General features: G+C 29.2%; 14 protein-coding genes and 1 rRNA gene. 10 read left to right on the top strand and 5 right to left on the bottom strand.

From position 1 onward, the window contains the following. The first annotated feature begins 3 nt into the window (after positions 1 to 3). Complete coding sequence (locus ACZ5CK_RS07405; protein ID WP_464581183.1) at positions 4 to 648, top strand: TIGR00153 family protein; 645 nt, start codon at positions 4 to 6, stop codon at positions 646 to 648. 23 nt (positions 649 to 671) lie between these two features. On the opposite strand, the gene ACZ5CK_RS07400 is transcribed toward ACZ5CK_RS07405, so the two are convergent. Genes ACZ5CK_RS07400 through ACZ5CK_RS07390 form a run of 3 tightly spaced genes read right to left on the bottom strand, consistent with a single transcriptional unit; the run spans position 672 to position 9,967 of the window. After that, complete coding sequence (locus tag ACZ5CK_RS07400; protein ID WP_464581182.1) at positions 672 to 3,314, bottom strand: hypothetical protein; 2,643 nt, start codon at positions 3,312 to 3,314, stop codon at positions 672 to 674. A gap of 13 nt (positions 3,315 to 3,327) precedes the next feature. Beyond that, positions 3,328 to 7,953: a hypothetical protein gene (locus ACZ5CK_RS07395; protein WP_464581181.1), complete on the bottom strand. Its 4,626-nt coding sequence runs from the start codon at positions 7,951 to 7,953 to the stop codon at positions 3,328 to 3,330. A gap of 13 nt (positions 7,954 to 7,966) precedes the next feature. Then, entirely contained in the window at positions 7,967 to 9,967 is a 2,001-nt protein-coding gene (locus ACZ5CK_RS07390; protein WP_464581180.1) for a carboxypeptidase regulatory-like domain-containing protein, read from the bottom strand. A 160-nt stretch (positions 9,968 to 10,127) separates the two neighbouring features. On the opposite strand from ACZ5CK_RS07390, the gene ACZ5CK_RS07385 reads away from it, so the two are divergent. Further along, positions 10,128 to 10,940, top strand: a complete 813-nt coding sequence (locus ACZ5CK_RS07385; RefSeq protein WP_464581179.1) for a flagellin — start codon at positions 10,128 to 10,130, stop codon at positions 10,938 to 10,940. Positions 10,941 to 10,976: 36 nt separating this feature from the next. Here ACZ5CK_RS07385 and ACZ5CK_RS07380 read toward each other — a convergent pair whose 3' ends face one another. Further along, positions 10,977 to 12,746 carry an ATPase gene (locus ACZ5CK_RS07380; protein ID WP_464581178.1) on the bottom strand — a complete coding sequence of 590 codons (1,770 nt, stop codon included), beginning with the start codon at positions 12,744 to 12,746 and terminating at the stop codon, positions 10,977 to 10,979. A gap of 149 nt (positions 12,747 to 12,895) precedes the next feature. Between ACZ5CK_RS07380 and panD the strand changes: the two genes are divergently transcribed. From panD to priA, 4 genes are read left to right on the top strand one after another with little or no spacing between them, the layout of a single operon-like run. Further along, complete coding sequence (gene panD, locus ACZ5CK_RS07375; protein ID WP_464581177.1) at positions 12,896 to 13,273, top strand: aspartate 1-decarboxylase; 378 nt, start codon at positions 12,896 to 12,898, stop codon at positions 13,271 to 13,273. 2 nt (positions 13,274 to 13,275) lie between these two features. After that, positions 13,276 to 14,583, top strand: a complete 1,308-nt coding sequence (locus tag ACZ5CK_RS07370; RefSeq protein ID WP_464581176.1) for a nucleotidyltransferase — start codon at positions 13,276 to 13,278, stop codon at positions 14,581 to 14,583. Next, positions 14,580 to 16,574, top strand: coding sequence for an alpha-amylase family glycosyl hydrolase (locus tag ACZ5CK_RS07365; RefSeq protein WP_464581175.1), 1,995 nt, complete (start codon positions 14,580 to 14,582; stop codon positions 16,572 to 16,574). Before ACZ5CK_RS07370 ends, ACZ5CK_RS07365 begins: the two co-directional genes overlap by 4 nt. Positions 16,575 to 16,578: 4 nt before the next feature. Continuing rightward, positions 16,579 to 18,861 (top strand): replication restart helicase PriA, encoded by a 2,283-nt coding sequence (gene priA / locus ACZ5CK_RS07360; protein WP_464581174.1) that lies wholly within the window; start codon positions 16,579 to 16,581, stop codon positions 18,859 to 18,861. Positions 18,862 to 18,990: 129 nt separating this feature from the next. On the opposite strand, the gene ACZ5CK_RS07355 is transcribed toward priA, so the two are convergent. After that, positions 18,991 to 19,812: a thermonuclease family protein gene (locus ACZ5CK_RS07355; RefSeq protein ID WP_464581173.1), complete on the bottom strand. Its 822-nt coding sequence runs from the start codon at positions 19,810 to 19,812 to the stop codon at positions 18,991 to 18,993. Positions 19,813 to 19,935: 123 nt separating this feature from the next. On the opposite strand from ACZ5CK_RS07355, the gene ACZ5CK_RS07350 reads away from it, so the two are divergent. The 4 genes from ACZ5CK_RS07350 (at position 19,936) to ACZ5CK_RS07335 (ending at position 24,526) form a co-directional block, all read left to right on the top strand. Next, positions 19,936 to 21,078 carry a hypothetical protein gene (locus ACZ5CK_RS07350; protein WP_464581172.1) on the top strand — a complete coding sequence of 381 codons (1,143 nt, stop codon included), beginning with the start codon at positions 19,936 to 19,938 and terminating at the stop codon, positions 21,076 to 21,078. Between the two features lie 31 nt (positions 21,079 to 21,109). After that, positions 21,110 to 21,853, top strand: coding sequence for a hypothetical protein (locus ACZ5CK_RS07345; protein WP_464581171.1), 744 nt, complete (start codon positions 21,110 to 21,112; stop codon positions 21,851 to 21,853). Positions 21,854 to 21,899: 46 nt separating this feature from the next. Beyond that, the gene (locus ACZ5CK_RS07340) at positions 21,900 to 22,769 is read left to right on the top strand and encodes a hypothetical protein (RefSeq protein ID WP_464581170.1); all 870 of its coding nucleotides are present in this window, start codon (positions 21,900 to 21,902) and stop codon (positions 22,767 to 22,769) included. 214 nt (positions 22,770 to 22,983) lie between these two features. Next, positions 22,984 to 24,526, top strand: a 16S ribosomal RNA gene (locus tag ACZ5CK_RS07335). Positions 24,527 to 24,551 lie beyond the last annotated feature (25 nt).

The raw sequence follows: 24,551 nt of genomic DNA, 5'->3' as shown, positions 1-24,551 counted from the left end.
CCTATGGGATTGTTTTTTGGTAAAAAAGAAAAAAATATAATAGAATTGTTCAATAAACATCTTGAGGCTGTTGATAATACAATTGAAGAGCTTGTTGAGCTTATAAGGAATTTAGATAAAGATTTTCAAAAAGTAAAGGAATTAGCTGAACAAGTCAGAAATGCAGAAACGGAAGCAGATCACATAAGAAGACAAGCAGAGTCAGAAATGTATTCAGGAGCATTTCTTCCAAATTTTAGAGGAGATTTACTTGGTACTATAGAGGCAATGGATAGAATTGCAAATAAAGCAGAAACTGTTGCAGATGAAATAGAATTGCAATCTTTGGAAGTCCCTAAAGAAATTTTAGAGGATTTAGAAGAATTAATTTTAAAATCACAGGTAACTTACAAAGCAGTTAAAGAAGCAGCTAAAGAAATGTTTGAGGATTTTGAAAAAGCAAATGAAATGATATTAAAAACAGAAAATTATGAACATGAGACAGATATTATTGAGAGAAGTATAATAAGGAAAATATTTTCATTAAGCATATCTTTAGCGGAAAAGATTCAATTAAAAAAATTAGTTCACAGAATAGCAGACATTTCAGATACATCTGAAGATGTTTCTGATAGAATTCAAATTATAATATATAAAAGGAAAGTTTAAAATAGCCCCCGAAGGGGCTATTTTTATTGGATATTTATTACAATATGATATTCAAATGATGTATTTTCTGACCAATTATAAATAACTAATTCTATTAAATATATTCCTTGTGTATCAAAAATAGAAGCAGGAATTGTAAAGGTTTCATCTTCTATATAGAAATTTTCCATATCATAGTCATCAGCTACTCTTATTCTATTTTCCCAATCAAAATCTTCAGTAGAATCATTAAATTTAAATATATTAATTTCAGCACCCTCATAATAAGGTAATGTATTATTTGGTATATTCCATGTCAGTTGAATATTATCTCCTAAATTAAAAGTATTATTATTTAGAGGATTAGTTATTTCAAAAGTATCAACAGGATACAATGTTCCTAAAAATGATGTGGCAGAATCAGCAAGAGTATTAGAGTAATCATAAACTTCTAGTGTATAATAACTATTTTCAAGATAAGAAGTCTCTACTATATCACGATATTCTTCATTATAGAAATAATTTTCATCAATCCAGTGTAAATATGTTATATAATCATCATCTTTGTATATTTCTGCATAGTTAACATTTTCAGGACTTGAAATATGGGAATCAAATCTTAGAGCAATTTCTGGATGTACATCACCATTTTCATCGGGGATGGGTATTCTTGTAATTCCTTCCATTTTGAAATCAATTATATGAACATTTGTAGAAGGTAATTCGGGAGGTTGAAAAATATCAGGGTTCTCTATTATTATAGAATTTTGAATCCCGCTGATTAGATCTCCAAAATGAGGATCAGGAAAATCAATTGTTATTTTGCTGATTTCAGGTGTTTCGCTATTAAGAGTTCCTTCTATAGTTATATTTGGTAAATAATCTCTTAGATCATGGAAATTAGCAGAATTTTCGAAAAATGCTGCAGGATATAACATTATATGGCCTCCGATGCTAACAGGAGTATTAATATCTGTCATCAATAATTTTGTGAATTTACTATCTGATAATGACCATAAATCCATTAAATCCATAGGACCAGATGTAATGTCGTGAGGAATATATAAATAATCAGTTATAGAATCATCTATAGCATATTTTATTGGAATATCTCTTGTTATAAATGAATGTTGTATAGAAGCAACACGTGTTTCAAAATCACTTTTAGCTGTTAGCATATTTCCAAAAATATTATCAATTAACTCCTGTTGAGAGATGATATTGTCATCTTTTGCCATATTTAATAATAATTCTGTGATAGATGCATCAAAAGAATGATTTTCAAGCATATTTATAACTGTTGCTGTAGGAGTAAGATTATACAAGAAAAGCATATTTCCATATCCAAAGATATTTTTTAAAATGAAATCTATCATGGAAACAAAACCTTCATCAATTAATAAATAGTCATTTTCGTCAAATACAGGTGTATATCCAGCTGTTACTGTTCCATTATTACTTAATTGTTCTACTAAATCCCAATCTAAAATAGCGTCACCGGGAGTATTTGAATCAATACCAATGAATTCGATATTATCTATATTAGACATATCACCTAATATTAAATCTGAGTATATTCCTAAACTTTCCTTTTGTACAATATTATTCGTATAAGTTACAGTAGCTTCTATATGTAGTTCATCGTTATTTGTTATAACTCCATCATTATTCCAATCAAAATCGTTTATCATCCATTTAATATCTTCATATAGATAATTGTCCAGTTGCAGTTTTTCTGCGTAAGTACCCAATTTTTCTAAAAGAGTTAATATATCGTTTTTGAAATCTGTAGGCATATTTATTAAGTTTAATAATACTTCATTAGGATCTTCATTGTTTAATGCTTCTAAAATAGAAGAAATATAATCTTCGTGAGTTGAAATAATATTTGATAAATTATGTATAAAGTTAGGTATATCTGTTAAGAAATAAGCTATATTACTATATGTTGGTGTGGAAATTGAATCTGGTATAGTAGAAGAATCTATTGTTATGGTACCAGGAGGGGTTTCGGAATTTATATTTTGACCGTAATTAGCTGTAAAAATTGAGAAGTCTATAATATTAACATTCCAATCTTCTAATTTATAATCGTAAATATTAGACCAGATTCCTTTTTGGGAAATATTTAATGCAGGACCAATATCAAATCTTGAAAACTCTTCAGGAACATCATCTATACACGGTTCCATACCGTAATAATATACAAAAGAAGCAAAATCTGTTAAACCAACTTCTCCATCTAAATTAAAATCTCCTAGAAGGCCTCCCCATTTCCAATTATATTGGTCAATATCATAATATTCTTTTTTAATGGAATTTCGTGAATAATAATCTATATTTTCTACATTAAAAGAGTCAGAGTGAATTTTTAATAGAACTTCACCAGGTTTTACATTATCAGCAGTAGAAATTGCTATTAATAGTTTGCCTTCTTTGTTTTTTGTTATACTCATAAATTTATTTGGAATTTCAATATTTTCTACGTTAACCCCGCTCAAAAGAAATTCAAAAGAATCACCTTCAACCTTTGAAAGAATTAAAGAACTGTCGTTTTCATAAATTATATCAATAATATTTTTAACTTCTGTTTTTGTTTGGGTTTCATGTGTCTTTGTTTGTAGACAGCCAACTAATATAATTGATATTATAAATATACTTAAAATTATTTTTATATATATTCTCATATCCTCGCCCTCCTTACTCTGAAGTTACATTGAGAGTATTTTCTACCTCAAGTTCTACAGGTGCAATGTTGTCTTCGAAAGTTACATAAGCATTAATAATGTTTATATTAGTATGTATATTAGTAGATGTGGAGTTTGTTGTAAATTTAGCTATATCTGTATTTGATAAATCTAAACTGCTGTCTGAATATAGTGAAATAATTACTTCTAAATAATCTTCATTATTCCAATTATCGTATCTCATAAAAGATTTGATAAAACCATTATCTGAGGTAAGCAGTATAGAACTTGAATCAATACTTATAGTTTCAGGATCTATTTTTAAATGTATTTCTAAACCTTTAACATTACTGATATCAGGGCCTTGAGTTCTTATAGTAAAAGTTGAATCTTGAGATAAATTTATTTGTTCTTTGTCAAAAGAAGCAAAATTTCCATATAATGTGTTATCATAATAGAATGATTGAACAGGAGATATAATCATATTTTCACCATCATCAGCAATTATTGCATAATAATAAAGATCACCGAATTGTTGATTATAAAATAATTTCCATATTTCTAAATCTACAGGGGAACCTGAAGGGTGAATTAGGGCATTTTCAAATGGATTTGGTATTACGGATATTTCTCCCCATGAACTCATTAATAATATATAATATGTTATTTCTGAATTGCTTAAACTTGTAGCAACAAAAGAAATAGTATCAAATGGTGTGACTCTTTCCTTATCTGTCGGTCCTATAACATCTAACTCAATATTTTGATTGTTTAATATGTTAAAACTTCTTATAGGTGATTGATAATCAATATCATTTTCATAATCATAAGTATGTACATTCCATAAATAAATCCCGTTTTTTAATTCAAGTGAATAAAAGTTATTTGGAGTATAATCTATTTCATCTATATGTCCTTGTACTGAATCTAAAAATACATTTGCTGGAATAAAATTAAATGAATAACCATCGATATTTTCCACATTACTCCATGAGAAATCAATATTTGTATAAGTAGCATCTGGCAAAATGACTTCACCATTTAAAGGTGTATATAAATTTATCTCATTTTCTTCTGGTGGATTCCACCAATCTTTAATTTCGAAAGTGAAAGTAGCACTAACAATATTATTACTAGAATCTTTTAAATACCAATAATAAATTCCCGGATTTTCAAAAGTTACAGAGATCCAATTGTCGCTATTTGTTATTTCAGAATATATGATATTATCATTTTCATCCTTTACTTCAAAAATAAGATCATCCAAATATTCTGTTTTGAATAAGTTAGCATGCCAACCAAATGAAATAGTGTAATAATCAAATGTGGACAATGGTTCTGGGTAATCTAATAGTACATCAAAAGGTGTTGAGTTAACAAATAACCATCTATGTTCTGTTTCTCTATAATTATCAGTATTTTCTTCTTGTGGAATATCAACCCACCATTTATAAATACCATCGGGTAAAGTTAATGTATAATTAAATGTCATTTCTCCTGTAACAGGGTCTGTATCTGTAGAGTAATCAGTTGGAGTAATTAATGTATCATATGTTTCTTCCCAGGTATCAATTGGTCTAACATGTAACTCAAAATCACCAGTGTAATTTGGATCATATTCCCATATAAATTCTACATTGTTTGTGGTGGTAGATTCACCATCTAAAGGCTGAATTGAATGTAAATCTATTAGTTGTGTTTCTTCACCAATATAAAAGTTCCATATTGGACTTTCAATATAATTAATATTATCTAAATAAGCACGTACTTTCCATTCATAAGATTTATTAGGGACAAATCCTAGAATAAGAGCTTCTGCTTCATAATTTCCAAATTCATCCATCCAGTACACATTAATATTAGTTGTTGATTGCCACGTGTCTGTTCCTTCTTCTCTATAATATAATTCAAATATATCTTCTGAAGTTCTTTCAGTATGCAAATTGTTAACTCCCCATGAGAAATATATATCTGTTGATGTAGTTTCAGGAGGGACAGAAATAAAGTCATAAGGTTCTATAGGATAAAAATATGTATTTTCAGTAACATTTCCTGCTTTAAATGTATAATAATTACTATGTATTTCAATTGTTTCAAATGTTTCTGGATCTGTATAATAGCCATCTACCCACCATCCATATTTTCCATCTTCATTTATTTCAATAGTTGTGGAATTAATAGTTTCTTCGCTTTCAATATAGAAACCTGTACCATCAAGTTTTTCAAGGTGGAATATATAATAATCAACATCAATAGGATTATCTTCACCATTTTCTGAATTAAATGCCTGCCAGCTAAATGTGATGTCTGTAGGTATTTCGGAGAAATCAGTTTCATCTAAAGGACTTATAAGATCTATATAATAATATATATTCTTTAAAAATACACTGAACCAGTATGGATTTTCTGGATATATTTTTTCAATCTTTCCATTACCAAAATCAGCATATCCTATAACTGCCCAGAAGTAATCACCTTCATCCAATTCTAGAGTTATTTGAGTGTTGGAAGTTTTAGCAAAGATAAGCAAATTCTGAGAAGGTATATTACCTTCAATATAATTCCATACATTATCTTCATTTCTATCAGCTATTATCTCATATGTTATTGTTGCATTTAAATCTGGTGAAGGATACCATTTAAATGTGACAGAAGTTCCTATAATAGTAACATCTTCTTGATGAATGAAATATTCTTCTCTTCCTAATTCTTCAAGATTTATAGTAAGAGTTGCAGGTAATCCCTCTATTAAACCTTTAAATGTTGGATCAGGTAGTTCTATTAAAAGATTGGTAGAGTCGAATGTTGAAATAATAGAAATATCAGGGAGAAAAATATTTAGATCTGAAAAATCTTCAGGGTTATTGAAAAATACTCCTGGATGTAATGTGAAGTATTCATTATATCCAATTGGAATCTCAACGCCATCAGCGGGGTTATTTATTAAATTGACCATTTTTTCTGTTTCATGCAATAAATCCATGGACATTTCAAAATCATTTTTGAGAATAGGGGGTTTTTCTCCAGAGGTAGGATCATGTGGTTGAAAAATATAATCCATAATCTTATCTTCGAATAACATTTTAATTAAATCATGTAAAGAGGAGAGGTCGTTTTTTATGTGGTTAATTAACTCAATAGATTTTGCACTGTCTTTAAATTTTAGCATATTTCCAAATATTGATGTCTGTAGTTCACTACCTAATATTTTTTGAGAATCTGAAGGTGGTGGATTTTGTAATAAAGTCAATAAAAGTTCAGGTATATATTGTGTTAAATCTTCATTGTTATTAATAGCATTTTTTATATTAATTGAAGGATCATTTAAATTATAAATGAATAAAGTTTTTCCAATAATTCCAATAATTTTTGCTAATATGCTCATTCCAGCAGCACTGCCTTCATCAATTAATAAATAGTCATTTTCGTTGAATTCAGGGGTATAATTTTCATCAACATTTCCCAAGAACATTTCATAATCAAATATTGCATCGCCTCCAGTTTGATCAATTTCAATTGATTTTGGAGGGCCATCTAAGGTAAAAATATCATAGAAAGGAATTGAGATATTTGAACCATCTTGAGTTATTACTTTAAATTTTAAAGGAGAAGTATTTTCGATATTACCATCTAAATCCCAATCAAAATTATTAATTTCATATTTCAAATCATCGTATAAATAGCCATTTTTAACACTTCCAGTAAGATCTGAAAAATTATTTATGTCTTCTATAATATTTAAAATTGCTGTTTCTGTGGCATCAGATATATTAACGATATATTTTAGTAATGCTGTTGGAGAAGGATTTTCTGTCGTTAAAAGATTTATTAAATCGCTATTTTGAGAAATAAAATTTAACAATTCCGAATAAATATCATAAATTTTTATAAGTCCATTGACAACATTCATCTCTGTTTCATCAGATATTGTTGATGGATCAGTATTACTATTTACAACAATAGTTGATTGTTGAGAGGAAATATCAATACTATAATTTGCTGCAAAAATAGAAAAATCAGCTAACCCAATTTCTCCATCTGGTTGCGCTAAATCGAAAATATTGTTCCAAATACCTTTATGAGTATAATTAACAGCAGGTCCAATATCAACTAAATCAAAATCTTTTAAATTTCCATAAAAATCATTTCTTTTCAAACCGTAAAAATATGTGAATGAAGAAAAATCAGTAATATCAACCTTTCCATTAAAATCAAAATCACCAAGTAATCCATATGCTAATCCTTTGTCATAATAATCAATATATTTTTTTATAGTATATCTATTATAAGTTTTAATATCAATAATTTTAAAATCTGTTTTTTTAATCTTTAGAAGTATATCACCTTTATGTACAATAGTAGGAGAAGAAATAGCAATTTTCAAATTTTTATTGTTTTTTATAATTTTCAGAAATTTTGAGTTTATAACTATTTCATTTTTATTTACATTTTCCATAACAAATTCAAAAGAATCAGCTTCAATATTTGATTTTATTATAGTTTCATTTTGGAATTTTTCTATAATTATTGAATTTAAATTTTGTTCTATAACAGTAGAATTTGATTTTTTAAAATTAAAACATGAAGCAAAAGTAAGTATGATTAAAATAATAATTATAAACAAATAATATTTTCTCATACATTCACCCCCTTTATTCTGATATGGTGACTGTTAAATTGTCACCAACTGTGAACATTATTTCAGGTTCATTTTTGCCAAACATATATGTAGATTTTTCAAATTTGATTTTTGTTTCTCCAGTATTAATTGTTGAGAATTTTATGTCTATAATATCATCTGGCAACATAAAATTATTTTCTTTTGATATAGCACTGAAAATAAATTCATTGTAACCATTATATTCATTGATTTTTTTGATTATATGGAATTTTGTAGTATTAAATAAATTATCGAGAATACAATCGTTTACATTTATATTTACAAATTGAGGATCATAAGAAAATCTTATATCAAAACCGTAAATATTAGAGTTAAATGAAGTTTTAATTCTAAAGTGATGATCTGAATTTGGCGTTGCAATAAGACTTTCAGGTGCAAAATATAAATCAGGAAGAGTATTTTCTTCTTTTTTTACAAATTCAAAACTCCAAATTGGTCCTAAAACTTCATACATATCATCTTTAGCAACTATTCTCCAGTAATATGTGGATGAATAATCTAGTTCAATGTTTTCTAAATATTTGTTACTTAAATTAAATTTGGTATATTTGTTTTGAACTAGATTTTCTACATCTGATTTAACATCAGAAATATAGAAGTTAAAGTTTAAAGGTATTCCTTCGGGGTCATAAGCTTTCCATTCAAAAGATATGGTAGTTCCGACAACAGTAGGAATATCAGGTTTATGATAATCATCTATAACAGGAGGTTTATTTTTTGATATAATAGTTATTTTTCGCAGTTCGCTTTTTACAGGAGGATTAACATTGTCAGATACTTCAACATTCCAATAAAATTCTCCTGGCTCTGGTAATTTGTAATTATAAGATAATACTTTATTTTGATTATCTTCAAAATTCAACACCTCTTTTAGAGAAGTTTCAGATTTTCCAATATTAAGTGCATAACTTAATGTAGAATTGTCTGTATCAGTAGCTATCCAACTAAAATTAACGTTATTTGTATTAAAAGTTGCATTATCTGAAGGTGAAATTAATGAAATTACTGGAATTGAATTTAATGGTGGATTATATGTAAATGAACTAATATCAGATTCTGTTGTTTCTTTACCATCTGAAACTAAAACCTTCCAGTAATATAATCCTGTTGATTCAAGTGAGTATGAATATGTACTTTTATTATATTTAGATACTATATTTGTAAAGCTATTTAAAGACTCTCCTAGGAATAAATCATAAGTAAGAGGATCTTTATCTATATCGGAAGCTTCCCAAGAAAATAATATTTCAGAGTGTTGTAAAGTGGATCCATCAATAGGTTCTTTTAGAGTGATAGTTGGTTTATGGTTTATTGTAGAGTCTGAAGTAGGTTCGTAATCAAATGTTGGAGCTTCTAATACCATTATCTTGTTATCTGTGTTTAATTCGTCCCATAATTCTATTCTCCACTGATATTGTCCTTTTATTGGAGGTTCATAAGTATATGTGTTAGCTGTTAATGGAACATCATTTAATTTAATAAAACTATTTCCAACGTATTTGAGATAAATGTTATAATAAATAGTGTCATTTTCAACATCATTTGCATTCCATTCGAAGTTAACTTTTTGTGTTTTGACAACTTGATTGTCAATAGGAGATATATATCTTATAAAGGTAGGTGGATTGTTTTCAGTAGGTTCTAATAATACATTTACACTTCTTTCCTCTTTTGCATAAACTTTAGCTTTTGCACTTAAAGGTAAATAATTTAATTTTGAAATCTCATAGTCATAATCTCCTTCAGCTAAAGTAAATGTATATTTTCCATTTTCATCCGTGCTTCCAGAACCTTTAAAAGTACCATTTTGAGTAATTTTTATTTGAGCTCCAAAAATAGGTTCTTCTGAAATTTTATCTTTTACAGAAAAGGTTAAAAGCCCATCAGATGTTTGCTGTATTCTCTCACAAGAAAAAAATAGAAATAGAAAAAATATTAAGAAAATTAAAATAAAAAAATATTTCTTTTCCATACATTCACCCCCATTTCAAATTTGTTTAATTAATATTAATCTTATATTCATTAAGACTGATAAAAAAATATAAAGTTCGTTAATAAAATGTAAATTTTGAACTTTTTTAGAGATTTGGTGTCTAAATTTATAAGGATATTATAATGAGGGAGGGACCCCTATGAGAATCGGAAATAATTATTTAAGTCAAACAAATAGATTATCAAATTTGTCGAATTTATTATTGCAAAGATCACAGCAATTAGCAAGTGGGAATAGATTAATAAATGCTAATATGGATCCTGCAGGTTTTACTATTGCACAAAGATTAAATACACAGTTTAGATCTGCATATCAAGCGGCAAGAAATATTTATGATGGTATAGAAGCATTAAACGTAGCTGATCAAGGTATTGCATCCATTCAAGATACTTTAAATAGAATGAAAGAATTAGCAATTAGAGGTGCAAATGACACTTTATCAGAAGAGTCCAGAAGTGCTATTAATGATGAATTTAATCAATTAAAACAAGGAATTACTGAAACTGTAAAGGATACTCAATATAATAATAAGCAATTATTAAATGGTACGTTTGAAGCTAAATTACCTCTTGATACTAATGCTAATAATAATTTAGAGGTAAAGATTCAAGATATGAGACCAGAAGCATTAAACTTGGAAGATGTTAATTTGACAACGCAAGAAGGAGCAGAGAATGCAGTAAATACTCTTGAGAATGCGGTAAAGCAGGTAAATAGCACAAGAACTCAAATAGGATCTTATGTTAACAGATTAGGTGTTGCAGCAGAGAATTTATTGAATAATGTTCAAAATACAGGAACAGCAGAGAATAGAATTGCAGGAGCAGATATGGCAAGAACTATGGTAGAATATTTAAGAAATCAAAACTTGCAACAAATGAGTACAATGTTACTGGGACAAACAGGACAATTAAACACAAACTCCATTTTAAATATATTACAATCACCATAAGCAAAAAAGGACCGATTTTACAATCGGTCCTTTTTATTATTGATTACTAATTAATTTTAGTAAGGCTTTTGCAGCATAATCTGGCCCAGAATCTTCAAATCCTATAACTCCCAATTGTGTTTTTATTTCTCCAACTTTTACACCTGTTTTAATCATTTGGTTCAGAAACTTTTGAGCAATTTTTTCATGTTTTTCTTTTCTTTGAATAGCTCCGAATGGATTTGCGAAATAGCTATATGTTAATCCAACTTCTGAAGTTGTTCCTTTTGCCATTCTTGCACCTTTTGAAAAAATATTATATGCATCTTTCCAATCATTATAAAATACGATATAATCATCGTCATTTTCAACTTTGGTATAATTATTTGCATAAAAGAAATAATCAATTTTTGTTGGTTGTATAATTTCTTTATAATTTGAATATGGGACAATAACTCGAGCATTAATTTCGTTAGGGTTCATAAAAATACTTCTATCTATTGCGGAATAAGCATAGCCAGGTTGTAAATCATCTAATCTTACAAATGCACCAGTTTCTGTACCAAATGCAACAACATTACCATTATCATCTATTTCTAAAGAACCCATATCATCTATTAATATATTTACTTCAGAAACTTCTTTTGAAAGCCTATTTAATGCATCCAATGTTTCAGATTTTCCAGCTCCACTATCACCCATAAGCATAACATTTGCTTTTTTACCATTCTTTAATACAATTTCAGCTAAAGCACCATGTATTGGTAAATTTCCATCGTCAATGACTTTCAAATTATGAATAGTTAATATTACTTTTTTCATATATCCAAAATAATCTACACTATCATCTCTACCAAGAAGTCCAATGTATGTTCCATCATCTTCTCTATAAATTACTCCATTTTTGTATTCGGATTTTTCAAAATATTTATCATCCAAACCATAAAAATAAATACCGTCAGGTTTTTTCCTTTGAACAATTCCAAATCCTGCAAGTTCAAATAAATTAGTCAATCCTGCAGCCATAGATAAAAACTCTTTATATACATAAACTAAAATATATCTCTTCCCTACATGAATAGGAAATGCAAACCAGTCTTCTGGATTATCAAGGTTTATTTTATTTAATATAGGAGAATCAATAACTTTAAATATACCACTTCTTTTATTAGATTTGGTATAAAATATTACTGGAGGTTCAAAAACCACTCCCCAGACAAATGGAACATTGTATAAGGTCTCATTTTCATTAAATACATTTGCTTTAAACCTTGGAGTATCGACAGAAAAAGCGACTTGAGCTCCACTTGGAAGTTGTCTTAAAACTTTTAATCTATCATCAGAAACATTGATAAGAATTTGTCTATAAAAGTTTGTAACTAAACTTTTAAAATCAGTATTATTTTTTACCAGTATCATTTCTTTATATATTTTTTGGATGCCGTTAGAAACATAATCACTTTTTTGTATCATAAATCTATGTTTGTTTCTCCATAGATTATATAATCTCTCAACAAATTTCACTATTTGTTCTTTTTTATCGCTTAATTTTGGGAAACTGTAAAAAGGTGATGCATCGATTTCATCAATTTTTTCAGCTGATAATGCAAACAACATTTTTACAATTTGTTCCAAGTCATAACGTTCATCTATTTCTACAGCATCTTCATTTTTAAGAAATAAAGCAAAAAAGGTTAATAAACTTTCATTTCTTTCTTCTAAATCTGTTAAAAATTCTATTACTAAATCCTTTAATATTTTGCTGTGAATAATTTGTGCGTTTGATGAATAAGAAACAGTTCCGTTAATTAATACAGTTCTTGACATAAAATCACCTCTTATCTTGTATTGTTAATATAATTATACCACAAAATATTAGATGATATTTTTGATTTAAAAATTCTATATTTTTAAATCAAAAATACAACTTTTAATGATAAAATTAAATAAGAATCTATTTTTTGGGAGGTAATAAGATGTTTAAAATGTTATTGAAAGGAAAAATTCATAGAGCAACAGTTACCGAAAAAAATATTCATTATGAAGGAAGTATTACTATTGATGAAGAATTAATGGAACTTGCTGATATTGAAGAAAATGAATTAGTTCAAATAGTTGATGTTAACAATGGGGCAAGATTTGAAACATATGTTATAAAAGGTGAAAGAGGATCAAGAATAATTGGATTAAATGGTGCTGCTGCAAGAATGGTAGAATTAGGTGATACTGTAATAATAATGGCATATGGTTTATATTCTAAAGAAGAAAAAAGTAATCCTAAGATTGTTGTAGTTGATGAGAATAATAATCCCAAAATTATAAAGAATCATGAAAGTCCTCAAACGGGGTGTTAAATTTGAAAGTATTAGGGGTAATAGTTGAATATAACCCTTTTCATAACGGGCATTTATACCATTTAAAAAAAGCTAAAGAACTCATAAATCCAGATTATACTGTAGCTGTTATGAGCGGTAATTTTGTTCAACGTGGAGAACCTGCTATTATTGATAAATTTTCTAGAGCAGAAATAGCACTGGAAATGGGAATAGATATAATTTTTGAACTTCCATTTTTATACTCGATTCAAGATGCTAATGGTTTTGCCTTTGGCTCGATAGGGTTATTAGATAAAACAAAGATAGTAACAGATGTGGTATTTGGTAGTGAATCTGCTGATATAAAAACGTTAGATATAATAGCCGAAACTTTGTATAATCAACCAGAAGATTACCAAATATTACTAAAAAAATATTTAAAAAAGGGTTATTCATTCCCGAATGCTAGAAAATATGCTTTAATTGAATATTTTGAACAAAATAAGATTTTATCCAAAGAACAAATTCTTATAATAGAAAAATCAAATGATATTCTTGGGTTAGAATATCTTATAGCATTAAAAAAATTAAATTCTAAAATAATTCCTCATACAATAAGGCGAAAGGGATCAGATTATAATGATGAAAATTTTATAGGTAATTTTTCTAGTGCTACAGCAATTAGAAAATTATGGAAAGAAAAAAAGTATGAGTTAATAAAAAATGCCGTTCCGTTTAAAACATTTGAAATTATTCAAAGGGAAGAAAAATTAGGAAAAGGGCCAATATTCATTGAAGATTTTGAACTTTCATTTTTGTCTTATTTAAGAACGTTAAGTAGAGATAATTTAAAAAAATATTATGGTGTAAATGAAGGTCTGGATCAAAGAATAATAGAAGCTGCAAAACATACTAATACAATTAAAGAGTTATATCATAATATTAAATCTAAAAGATTTACATATACGAGAATTAAAAGAACACTGTTAAATATATATTTTGGTATTACCAATGAATTAATTGAAAACATAAATAATACAGGCCCTCAATATTTAAGAGTGTTGGGTTTTACAGAAAAAGGTAGAGAATTATTATCAGTAATGAGAAATAAAGTTGAATATCCTATAATAACAACGCCTTCTAATTATGTTTCAATAATAAAAAATATTGAAAGAGATTTAAAGAATAAAAGAAAAATGTGGAACATTGATAAAAAAACATATTTTAAAATGATAGAATATGATTTTAAATCTACCAATGTTTATTCGCTTTATTATAAAAATAAAGAATATTCTAGATATGAATTAGATAAAAAAATGAAAATAATATATAGGAAGGGGAAAATATGAAAAGACATATTTTAATAAATATAATCATTGTTATATCAATAATACTATTTTCAAGAAATGTGACTGTTTATTATACGAAGCCAGCATCATCTGTGTATATAATTGGAGATTTTACTGATTTTAAGCCTGTAAGTATGAATAAATCAAATACTGGTATATGGAAAAAAGTTTTTAATTTAAATGAAGGAAAATATAAATATTTGTTTTTAGTAGATAATCAAAAGATTTTGGACTATAAAAATCCAAATACAGCATATTATAATGGAGAATTATATTCGGTATTAACAGTAGAAGATGAGGAAACATATATTCCGTCTATAAATGATGGAATAATCGGAGTAGTAAAACATACAATTGAAAGAAAATATGTAAATCCAGTTAAACCAGGAGAAATATATCTTTCCTTGGAAGTTCAAAAAAACGATGTTCAAGATGTAATATTTATAGGCAATGGAAAAGTGTTAAAAAAAGAAAAATTAACATATGACAATTCAGAACTGTATAGATTTCATATTCTTACACCTTCAAATATTTTAAAATATAAATTTTTAATAAAAGATGGAAAAACTTCTTTAGAATATCCTGAAAATTATTATTTTGAATTTGATTTTGATAAACCAGTTATCAAATATTTGAACGTTCCTGAATGGTCTAAAGGAAGAATATATTATCAAATATTTCCAGAAAGATTTAGAAATGGCGATAAAAACAATGATCCAAAATATACAAATAATTGGTATGGACCTTATACATCTTCATCTTTAGGATCAAATGGTTTTTATGGTGGAGATCTTGAAGGTGTGATAAAATCTATAAATTATTTAAAAAATTTAGGAGTAGAGGCAATTTATTTCAATCCCATTTTTGAATCTGTATCCAGCCATAAATATGATACAAAGGATTACTTAAAAATAGATCCGCATTTTGGGGATGAAAAAACATTTGAAAAATTAATAAATGAATTAAAAGAAAATAATATTAAAATAGTTTTAGATGGTGTTTTTAATCATTCTGGGGATGAATTTTTTGCTATGCAGGATATATTTAGAAATCAAAAAAATTCAAAATATTTGAATTGGTATTTTATTAAAAAATTCCCTGTAACAAAGTCAGCTGATAGTTATCTTTCATGGTGGGGATATGCTGATTTACCTAAATTAAATGTGGATTATTATGGCGTTAAAGCATATATTTCTTCTGTGATTGGTAAATGGATGGGATATGGAATTGATGGATGGCGTTTAGATGCTGCAGATGAGGTTAAAGAATCATTTTGGGAGAATTTCTTTTATCCTTTGGTGAAAGGGATTAATAATGAAGCAATAATTAGTGGTGAATATTGGAAGGATTCCACAAGATTTTTTGAATATCCAGCTTTTGATACTGTAATGAATTATCTCTTTAGGGATGCAACTCTTGGTTATGCAAAGGGAGGAAGTGCTTTTAATTTTGTAAGAAATACCAATTTATATTTAGAAAAATATCCACCTCAAGTTTTAAATTCATTGTGGAATATGTTGGATAGTCATGATACACCTAGAGTATTGACAGAATTAAATGGTGATATTAATAAATTAAAAATAGCTGTAGGGATTCAAATGACATTTGTAGGAGCTCCAGTAATATATTATGGTGATGAAATTGGATTAGATGGTGGAAAAGATCCTTGGTGTAGAAAACCATTTCCATGGGATAAAGAATTTTGGAATATGGAGATATATAATTATTATAAAAAAATGATTAAATTAAGAAAAGAACATGAAGCATTGAGGTATGGAGAGTATAAAGTTTTAAAAACAAAATTAGGAGCATTAGTATATAAGAGATATACAGATACTGATGAAGTTATAGTAATGACAAATTCCAGAAAAATACCAGTAAAATTAAATATGAAGTTAAATGGGAAATATAGAGATTATATTACAGGTGATGAGGTTAATTCAATAGATAAAATATCAGGATTAAGTATCAAGATTTTAATAAGGCAGTGATTTTATGTATTATTATAAAGTGGCAGTATTTGGAACATATACATATAATACATTTACATATTCATATGAAGAAAAATTAGCACCCGGTCGAAGGGTGCTAATTGAATTTAGAAATCAACAAAAGTTAGGAGTAATTCTTTCAGAAACCAGTAAAAAAGATTATAAAATAAAGGAAATAGAATTAGTGATCGATAATATTCCTTTGATAAATGATTCTCATATAAATTTGATTTATTCTGCATCTAAAAAATTTCTCATGCCTATAAGTGAAATAGCGAGATTGGTATTTCCGTCATTATCTTCAGATAAACTTAAAATTAAAATATTACCAAAATCGTCACTATCAGGTATTGAAAAACCGATCTTTTTAAAAGAGTACTATAAAAATTTTAAAAATAGGAAAGATGCTAATAAACGTATAAAAGAATTAATAAAAAATGATTTAATTAGTTTATCGGTTCATATTAAAAAAACTGTTGAAAAAAAGAACAATATTATAATACTGAAGAAAAATATAGATGAAATTCTAAATGAAAAAGTATCAAAATCTGCAATGAGGGTAATAAATTATTTAATAGAAAAAGAAGAAGTGACAGAAGAAGAATTATATAATAATAAAATTATTTATAGAGGATCTACAGTTCTTAAAACACTAAAGAAGAAGAATATAATAGATATTATTGTTAAAGAAGAAAATTTTGATGATGAATTTAAAGTACAATTAACAGATAAACAAAATGACATATTAACTGGTTTATTAAAAGAAGAAAGATCAATAGATCTTTTATATGGAGTAACGGGAAGTGGTAAAACAGAAATATTTTTTGAAGTAATGGAAAAATATATTCAAGAAGGGAAGAAAATTTTAATCATAATTCCTGAAATTTCATTAACTCCACAATTTTTATACAGGATAAAAAGGAGATTTCCTGAAAGTAAAATAGGAATTTATCATTCTGGTATAAATTCCACCGAAAGAATTAAAACATGGTACAAAGCAGTGAATGGCGAAATAGATATTATAGTTGGTACAAGAAGTGCTGTTTGGATACCAATAAAAAATTTAGGAATGATAATAATAGATGAAGAGCACGATAATTCTCTATATCAATTTGATCAAATTTCTTATGATGCAGTTGAAATAGGGTATATAAGGGCAAAATTAGAAAATATTAAATTGATATTATCATCTGCTACACCAAGTTTAAGAGAAATTAAAAGAGCATTAGAAAAAGAAATTAATTTATTTGAATTAAAAGAAAGAGTTTATACAGAAATGCCAGATATTGAAATTATAGATATGAAAAAAGAAGAAAAGTTAAGCTGGATATTTACAAAAAAAGTATTAGAAGAAATAAAAGAAACATTAAAAAAAGAAGAAAAGGTTTTAATATTTTCTCCAACAAAGGGATATGCAAATTATTTAATTTGCACAAATTGTGGAAATGTATTAAAATGCGAAAATTGTGATGTCTCATATACTTATCATAGATACGAAAATAAATTAAAATGTCATTACTGCGGAAGTGAAAAAAAAGTTCCGCCATCCTGTCCTGTATGTGGAAATCCGGAATTGCAATTAAGAGGTTACGGAACGGAAAGGGTTGTAAATGAGTTATTGAAGTTTTTTCCAAATAAAAAAATTATTAGAATGGATAGAGAAATAATAAAAACAAATGATGATTTATATAAAGCATTTGAGGAAATAAAAAAAGAAGGTTCTGCAATAATAGTTGGAACTAAAATGATTACTAAAGGGTTAGATATAGCTGATATTAAGTTAGTAGTAATTTTAGATAGCGATAGATATTTGAATTTTCCAGAATATACATCACAGGAACATACAGCATCTCTTTTGATTCAAGTAGCAGGAAGATCTGGTAGAAAAGAAAAAGGTAAAGTATTAATTCAAACATTTAAATCAGAAAGTCCATTTTTTGAATATATTAAAGAACATGATTTTGATAATGTAGTTGAATTGGAATTAAGCAATAGAAAGAAATATAATTATCCACCATATTCTGATTTGTTATTATTAATATTTTCTCATACGGTTCAAGAACAAGCATTAAAGGATGCTGAAGGATTTTATAAATTATTGGAAAGTAATTTTTCTGATGTTGACATAATGGAACCTACTGAACCATTAATACCTAAATTAAGAGGGCAATATAGATATCAGGTTGTAATTAAAGGAAATATTGATCATGATAAATTTTATGAAATAATAAAAAAATATAATAAAAAAATGTATGTTTATTTAAACCCGCCAACAACACTATTATAAACTAAAAGCCCAAATTTGGGCTTTTAGTTTGTTGACAAATAAAATATGAAAAAATAATATAAGAGGATCCTTGAAAATTTTTGAGGATTAAAAATTTTCACCGGATGAACGAATATCGTTTTGAATATTTTATTTTATAATGGTAAACTCAAATTCTGCTCTTGCCAGTATTTCATATTTTCCATTTTCTTTCCAAACTTCACCATAAATCATAATCTCTTTTCCTTTTAAATCATATAAGTTTAAATTATTAAAAAAGGCATTATATTCGTCCCTTCTGATGCTGATATAAAAATTCCCGCTTTCCGAATAAACATGATAAAAAGATCCTGAGCTGGAAACATTTGAAACTTTTAATTTGACGTTCCTAATTTTACCGATATCCTTATCAGTTAAATCCTTATCTTCGACAATTCTATCTTTTGAATCAAAAAATTGAAAAATTCCCTTTCTGTCTTCGAAAGCCTTTTTGTAAGCTTCTATAAAATCATCTCTGTGTTTTGAAGTATCAGAATAAAATAATGGTCTAGCCCATCCATTTTCTAATATTTCTTTATTCAAAAAATGCATTTTTCCATCTTTTCCTTTATAATATATATAAGCTAACAATCTATCATAGTTTCCATATTTATCATTGTCAAATTCTAAAAATACATATGATTTTTTTGCATTATCTGTATATATTTTATTTCTTGTAAACCAATAAGCTTTATCGCCTAATTCGCCTAAGGGTTTGCTTCCACTATGAGTTTCTGGAGTATCAATTCCAATAAATCTAACAGATACCTCATCACCATTATAATATATTTTTATAGTATCACCATCTATTACTCTACTGACATAATATAATTTTTCCATGTTTTGAATATTATTTGTTGTTTGTTTTGAACATGAACTAATTAAGAGTAATGAGAGTAAAATAATTACAATTAATGAAATTTTTTTATACATTGTTACATTACACCTCCGTTTATTTTGTGTTATAATGTTATGTTAAAATCATCCGACGTAATATTATATCACAAATTTCATTTATGTGAATCAATTTAAGATAAACTTTTAGGAGGTATTATTATGAAGAAAGTATTTTTAGGGGTATTTTTGTTGCTTGTTTTTCTTTCCTTTGCAGCTTTTAGTGGTACAAAATTCTCAGTATTGGGTATTTATACAATGAATTTAGATGATCCTGATAATTATGCTGATGTATTTCCAATAACATATTTTGATATTGGAATTACACCAAACGTAATGTTAAGGTTCAATGATTATGTAACACTACCTTCATCCACGCTTTTATATGATTTAAACGATAAGACGTTAAAATTTAAACTTCCTAGATATTATTATTTACAATATAAAATAGGATATGATATTTTACTTATGTTTGGTAAATTTAAATTTAGAGATTATCCATATGATTTAAGATCAGATTTTTCATTTAGAGTAGGCGGTTTTAGAGATGATTTAGGAGATAAAAATTATACTTTAAATCCTATGAATATGGCAGTAGGTGGATACATAAAACCGTTTGGTGAGATGAAATTTGGTGGTGCATATGATTTAGAAAATAAATCGATTTATGCTTATGCTGGCTTAGATGATAGATATACAAAATATATGTTCTATTTATCTCAGGATAATAGATATAATAAATTATCTGCATCATTTGCAGGATATAATTCTATAAAATGGAGTAGAAAGCTTATTACTCAATTATATTATGGTGTTGGATATGCTGTTCCTTCAACTGTTGATTCTATTTCTGAAATAACAAATAATATTTCAGATTTAGTTAAAATATTACCATCACCTAAAATTGCTTTAGGGGGAAAGATAAATTATTATCCAGTTTATTTAAAAGGATTGATGTATTATAATATGGATCAAAATAATGAGAATATATATTATCTTGATGTAGATGCTGCTACTAATAATCCTTCAAATAAAACATGGTTGTTTGAAGGAAGATTAGGATATTATTTACCTAGACCATGGAAAATGGAATTGTTTTTCCAGGGGAATTCTTTAGATGATGGAGTTTTAACAGATTACATTACAAATTATGGAATTAAATTAATTGGGGAAGATTTTGATTTGACTTTTGCTATGAAAGATATTAATGGTAGAGTAGACGGGGAACAAAAATTTGTTATGAGTTTTACAACATGGACAGACTTTGTTATAACTGAAAGACCTTTAACAAGAATATTATTTTAAAGTTTATCATACTAATTAGGGGGTGTTTTTGGTGAAGAGAAGTATTATTTATTTATTGGTTATTTTGATGGGGGTATTTTTATTAAGTGGATGTTTGACAAAAGAAAAGGTTGATGAAGAAAATGGTGATGAAAACTCTCAGGTAGTATCTTATTCTATAGCAGATATTAAAGCTGAAATTAAAGATAATTATGTTAAAGGTACTGCAGGTTGGGATACAGCAGATCCTGATGTTGTTCCTCTTAAAAATGTAAAAGATGTTATAGTTGTTTATGATGCTTCGAATTATGGATATATATATGGTGTAACTTCAGATGGAACAGGGATTTACTTTAAGGTTGATAAGACATTAGATATAGAAATGAATGACACATTTGATGCAACAGGAAGACCATATTATGTTGAAAGAGATAAAGACAATGGATATTTCGAATATAGGTTTACTTTAGCTCAAAACGATTCTGATGTTTCAACTTCAATAAAGGGAACAATTCCTTGGGATAAAGCCGATCATTTAACAATGAATAATTTACCAGGAATGGACAATTTAGGAAATTTGGTGATATTTGAGGGAAAATATTTAGGTAAAGATGGATATGGACACTTTGTTTTTGATTTAAATGATGATGGAAATGCTGATATAACAGTTGTAAAATATTCATCAATGCCTGCTAATCTTGAAACGGGAAATCTTTATGAAGTAAAAGGTGTAGTAGGTTATAATTATGGGTTTAAAATTTATGTTGGAGATTCTTCTTTTGTAACAGCAAAATAAATTCGAAAGCCCGTTTGGGCTTTCTTTTTTAGAAATGGAGGTAAATATGAAATTTAAATATATTATAGTAATAATAATGTCAATAATGATTTTAATATTATCAAGTTGTATAATACAAAATAAAAATATTGCATTTGATTTATCAAATAAAAAAGTTTTATTTGATAATGCTCACTCTCAAACAGCAGGTAATGCGGATTGGACTATTCATGGAGGTTTTTCAGATTTAGCAGATGATTTAAAGAATCTTGGAGCTCTTGTAGAAGAATGGGGAAACGATGAAACAGGTAGAAATCAAAAAGATGATGATAAGCCTATTACATACGATGTTTTAAAAAATTATGATGTATATATAATACCTGAACCAAATGTTGTATTTACAAAAGATGAACAAAATGCAATAATAAAATATATTTTAGATGGAGGAAATGTTTTTTTTATTGCAGATCATATTGGTGCTGATAGAAATAATGATGGCTGGGATGCTGTTGAAATATTTAATGGATTTTTAAAAGGGACTCATCAAATAGAAAGTAAAAATATCTATGAAGACGATTTTGTGGGGAAATTAGGTTTTAGATTTAAAGAAAAACAGTATTCTGAACATCCAATAACAAAAATGGAAAAACATCCGATAACAGAAGGAGTTAAAGAAACAGGAGCGTGGGCTGGGACAGCAGAATATATTATAAATACAGATAAAATAATTGGTGTAGTATATTATAATAAAGAATCTTGGGGTCCATATGTTATAGCTGGTAAATATGGTAAAGGGAAATTTGTAGCAATAGGAGATTCTTCACCTATTGATGATGGAACAGGGACAGCTGGAGATAAATTATATAATGGATATAGTTATGGTGATGATAGAAAATTGATGATTAATATAGTAAAATGGTTAGCCTTAAATAATTGAAAAATAAATCTATAACGTTATTAGAGATCAATTCACGAATGATTAACAAAATTAACGAAGTTGTAAGTTGACAAAGTGAAAGAAAGATGGTAATATATATACTCGGACGCGGACGAAGAGGTCTGCGGGAGAAAAAAGGAAGAAGCTCCTTGACAAGTGAACAGAGACACCCAGCGGAAGTAAGAAGTGAGAGTTAAGATCGAACTCGAAGTCTTGGATGGAGGGTTTGATCCTGGCTCAGGGCGAACGCTGGCGGCGTGCTTAACACATGCAAGTCGAACGAGGAGGCAGTCTTCGGGCTGTAGTACTAGTGGCGAACGGGTGAGTAACGCGTAGGAAAGTGTCCCTCAGACCGGGACAACCACTGGAAACGGTGGCTAATACCGGATAAGACCGAGAGGTGAAAGCGTGCTAAGGCATGGCTGAGGGAGCTGCCTGCGACCCATCAGGTAGTTGGGAGGGTAAAAGCCTACCAAGCCGACGACGGGTAGCCGGCGTGAGAGCGTGGCCGGCCACAGGGGGACTGAGACACGGCCCCCACTCCTACGGGAGGCAGCAGTGGGGAATATTGGACAATGGGGGAAACCCTGATCCAGCGACGCCGCGTGGAGGACGAAGTCCTTCGGGACGTAAACTCCTGAATTTATCGAACAATAAAGTGAGCAGGGAATGGCTCACAGATGAGGGTAGATAAAGAAAAGCCCCGGCTAACTACGTGCCAGCAGCCGCGGTAATACGTAGGGGGCGAGCGTTGCCCGGAATCACTGGGCGTAAAGGGGGTGTAGGCGGTCATCTAAGTCAGATGTAAAAGACCTTGGCTCAACCAAGGAGTTGCGTCTGAAACTGGAAGACTTGAGGTTACTAGAGGGAGACGGAATTACCTGTGTAGCGGTGAAATGCGTAGATACAGGTAAGAAGGCCGGTGGTGAAGACGGTCTCCTGGGGTAAACCTGACGCTGAGGCCCGAAAGCTAGGGGAGCAAACCGGATTAGATACCCGGGTAGTCCTAGCCGTAAACGATGCCCACTAGGTGTGAGCGGTAGTACCGTTCGTGCTGAAGCTAAGGCGATAAGTGGGCCGCCTGGGGAGTACGTCCGCAAGGATGAAACTCAAAGGAATTGACGGGGACCCGCACAAGCGGTGGAGCGTGTGGTTTAATTCGAAGCTAAGCGAAGGACCTTACCAAGGCTTGACATATAGGTGGTACTCACTAGAGATAGTGGGGACCTGGTACTTCGGTACTGGGAGCCTATACAGGTGGTGCACGGCCGTCGTCAGCTCGTGCCGTGAGGTGTTGGGTTAAGTCCCGCAACGAGCGCAACCCTTGCCGTTAGTTACCAGCACGTAAAGGTGGGAACCCTAACGGGACAGCCGCCGACGAGGCGGAGGGAAGGAGGGGATGACGTCAGGTAATCGTGCCCCTTATGTCTTGGGCGACACACGCGCTACAATGGTAGGGACAGAGGGCAGCGAGGCCGAGAGGTGGAGCGAATCCCAGAAACCCTACCCCAGTTCAGATTGCAGTCTGAAACCCGACTGCATGAAGCCGGAATCGCTAGTAATCGCAGGTCAGCCACACTGCGGTGAATACGTTCCCGGGTCTTGTACACACCGCCCGTCAAGCCACCCGAGTTGGAAACGCCCGAAGATGGGTAGTCCAACCGCAAGGAGGACGCCTATTGAGGGTGGAGTCAGCGAGGGGGGCTAAGTCGTAACAAGGTAGGTGTACCGGAAGGTGCGCCTGGATCACCTCCTTTCTAAGGAGAAAAGAAGAATGGGTGT

The organism is Marinitoga okinawensis (genome assembly GCF_055387075.1).
This window is presented reverse-complemented; position numbering and strand designations above follow the sequence as displayed.

Coding starts and splice junctions, on each gene's coding strand:
- ACZ5CK_RS07405 (WP_464581183.1), top strand. CDS start 4: ATGGGATTGTTTTTTGGTAAAAAAGAAAAAAATATAATAGAATTGTTC.
- ACZ5CK_RS07400 (WP_464581182.1), bottom strand. CDS start 3,314: ATGAGAATATATATAAAAATAATTTTAAGTATATTTATAATATCAATT.
- ACZ5CK_RS07395 (WP_464581181.1), bottom strand. CDS start 7,953: ATGAGAAAATATTATTTGTTTATAATTATTATTTTAATCATACTTACT.
- ACZ5CK_RS07390 (WP_464581180.1), bottom strand. CDS start 9,967: ATGGAAAAGAAATATTTTTTTATTTTAATTTTCTTAATATTTTTTCTA.
- ACZ5CK_RS07385 (WP_464581179.1), top strand. CDS start 10,128: ATGAGAATCGGAAATAATTATTTAAGTCAAACAAATAGATTATCAAAT.
- ACZ5CK_RS07380 (WP_464581178.1), bottom strand. CDS start 12,746: ATGTCAAGAACTGTATTAATTAACGGAACTGTTTCTTATTCATCAAAC.
- panD (WP_464581177.1), top strand. CDS start 12,896: ATGTTTAAAATGTTATTGAAAGGAAAAATTCATAGAGCAACAGTTACC.
- ACZ5CK_RS07365 (WP_464581175.1), top strand. CDS start 14,580: ATGAAAAGACATATTTTAATAAATATAATCATTGTTATATCAATAATA.
- priA (WP_464581174.1), top strand. CDS start 16,579: ATGTATTATTATAAAGTGGCAGTATTTGGAACATATACATATAATACA.
- ACZ5CK_RS07355 (WP_464581173.1), bottom strand. CDS start 19,812: ATGTATAAAAAAATTTCATTAATTGTAATTATTTTACTCTCATTACTC.
- ACZ5CK_RS07350 (WP_464581172.1), top strand. CDS start 19,936: ATGAAGAAAGTATTTTTAGGGGTATTTTTGTTGCTTGTTTTTCTTTCC.
- ACZ5CK_RS07340 (WP_464581170.1), top strand. CDS start 21,900: ATGAAATTTAAATATATTATAGTAATAATAATGTCAATAATGATTTTA.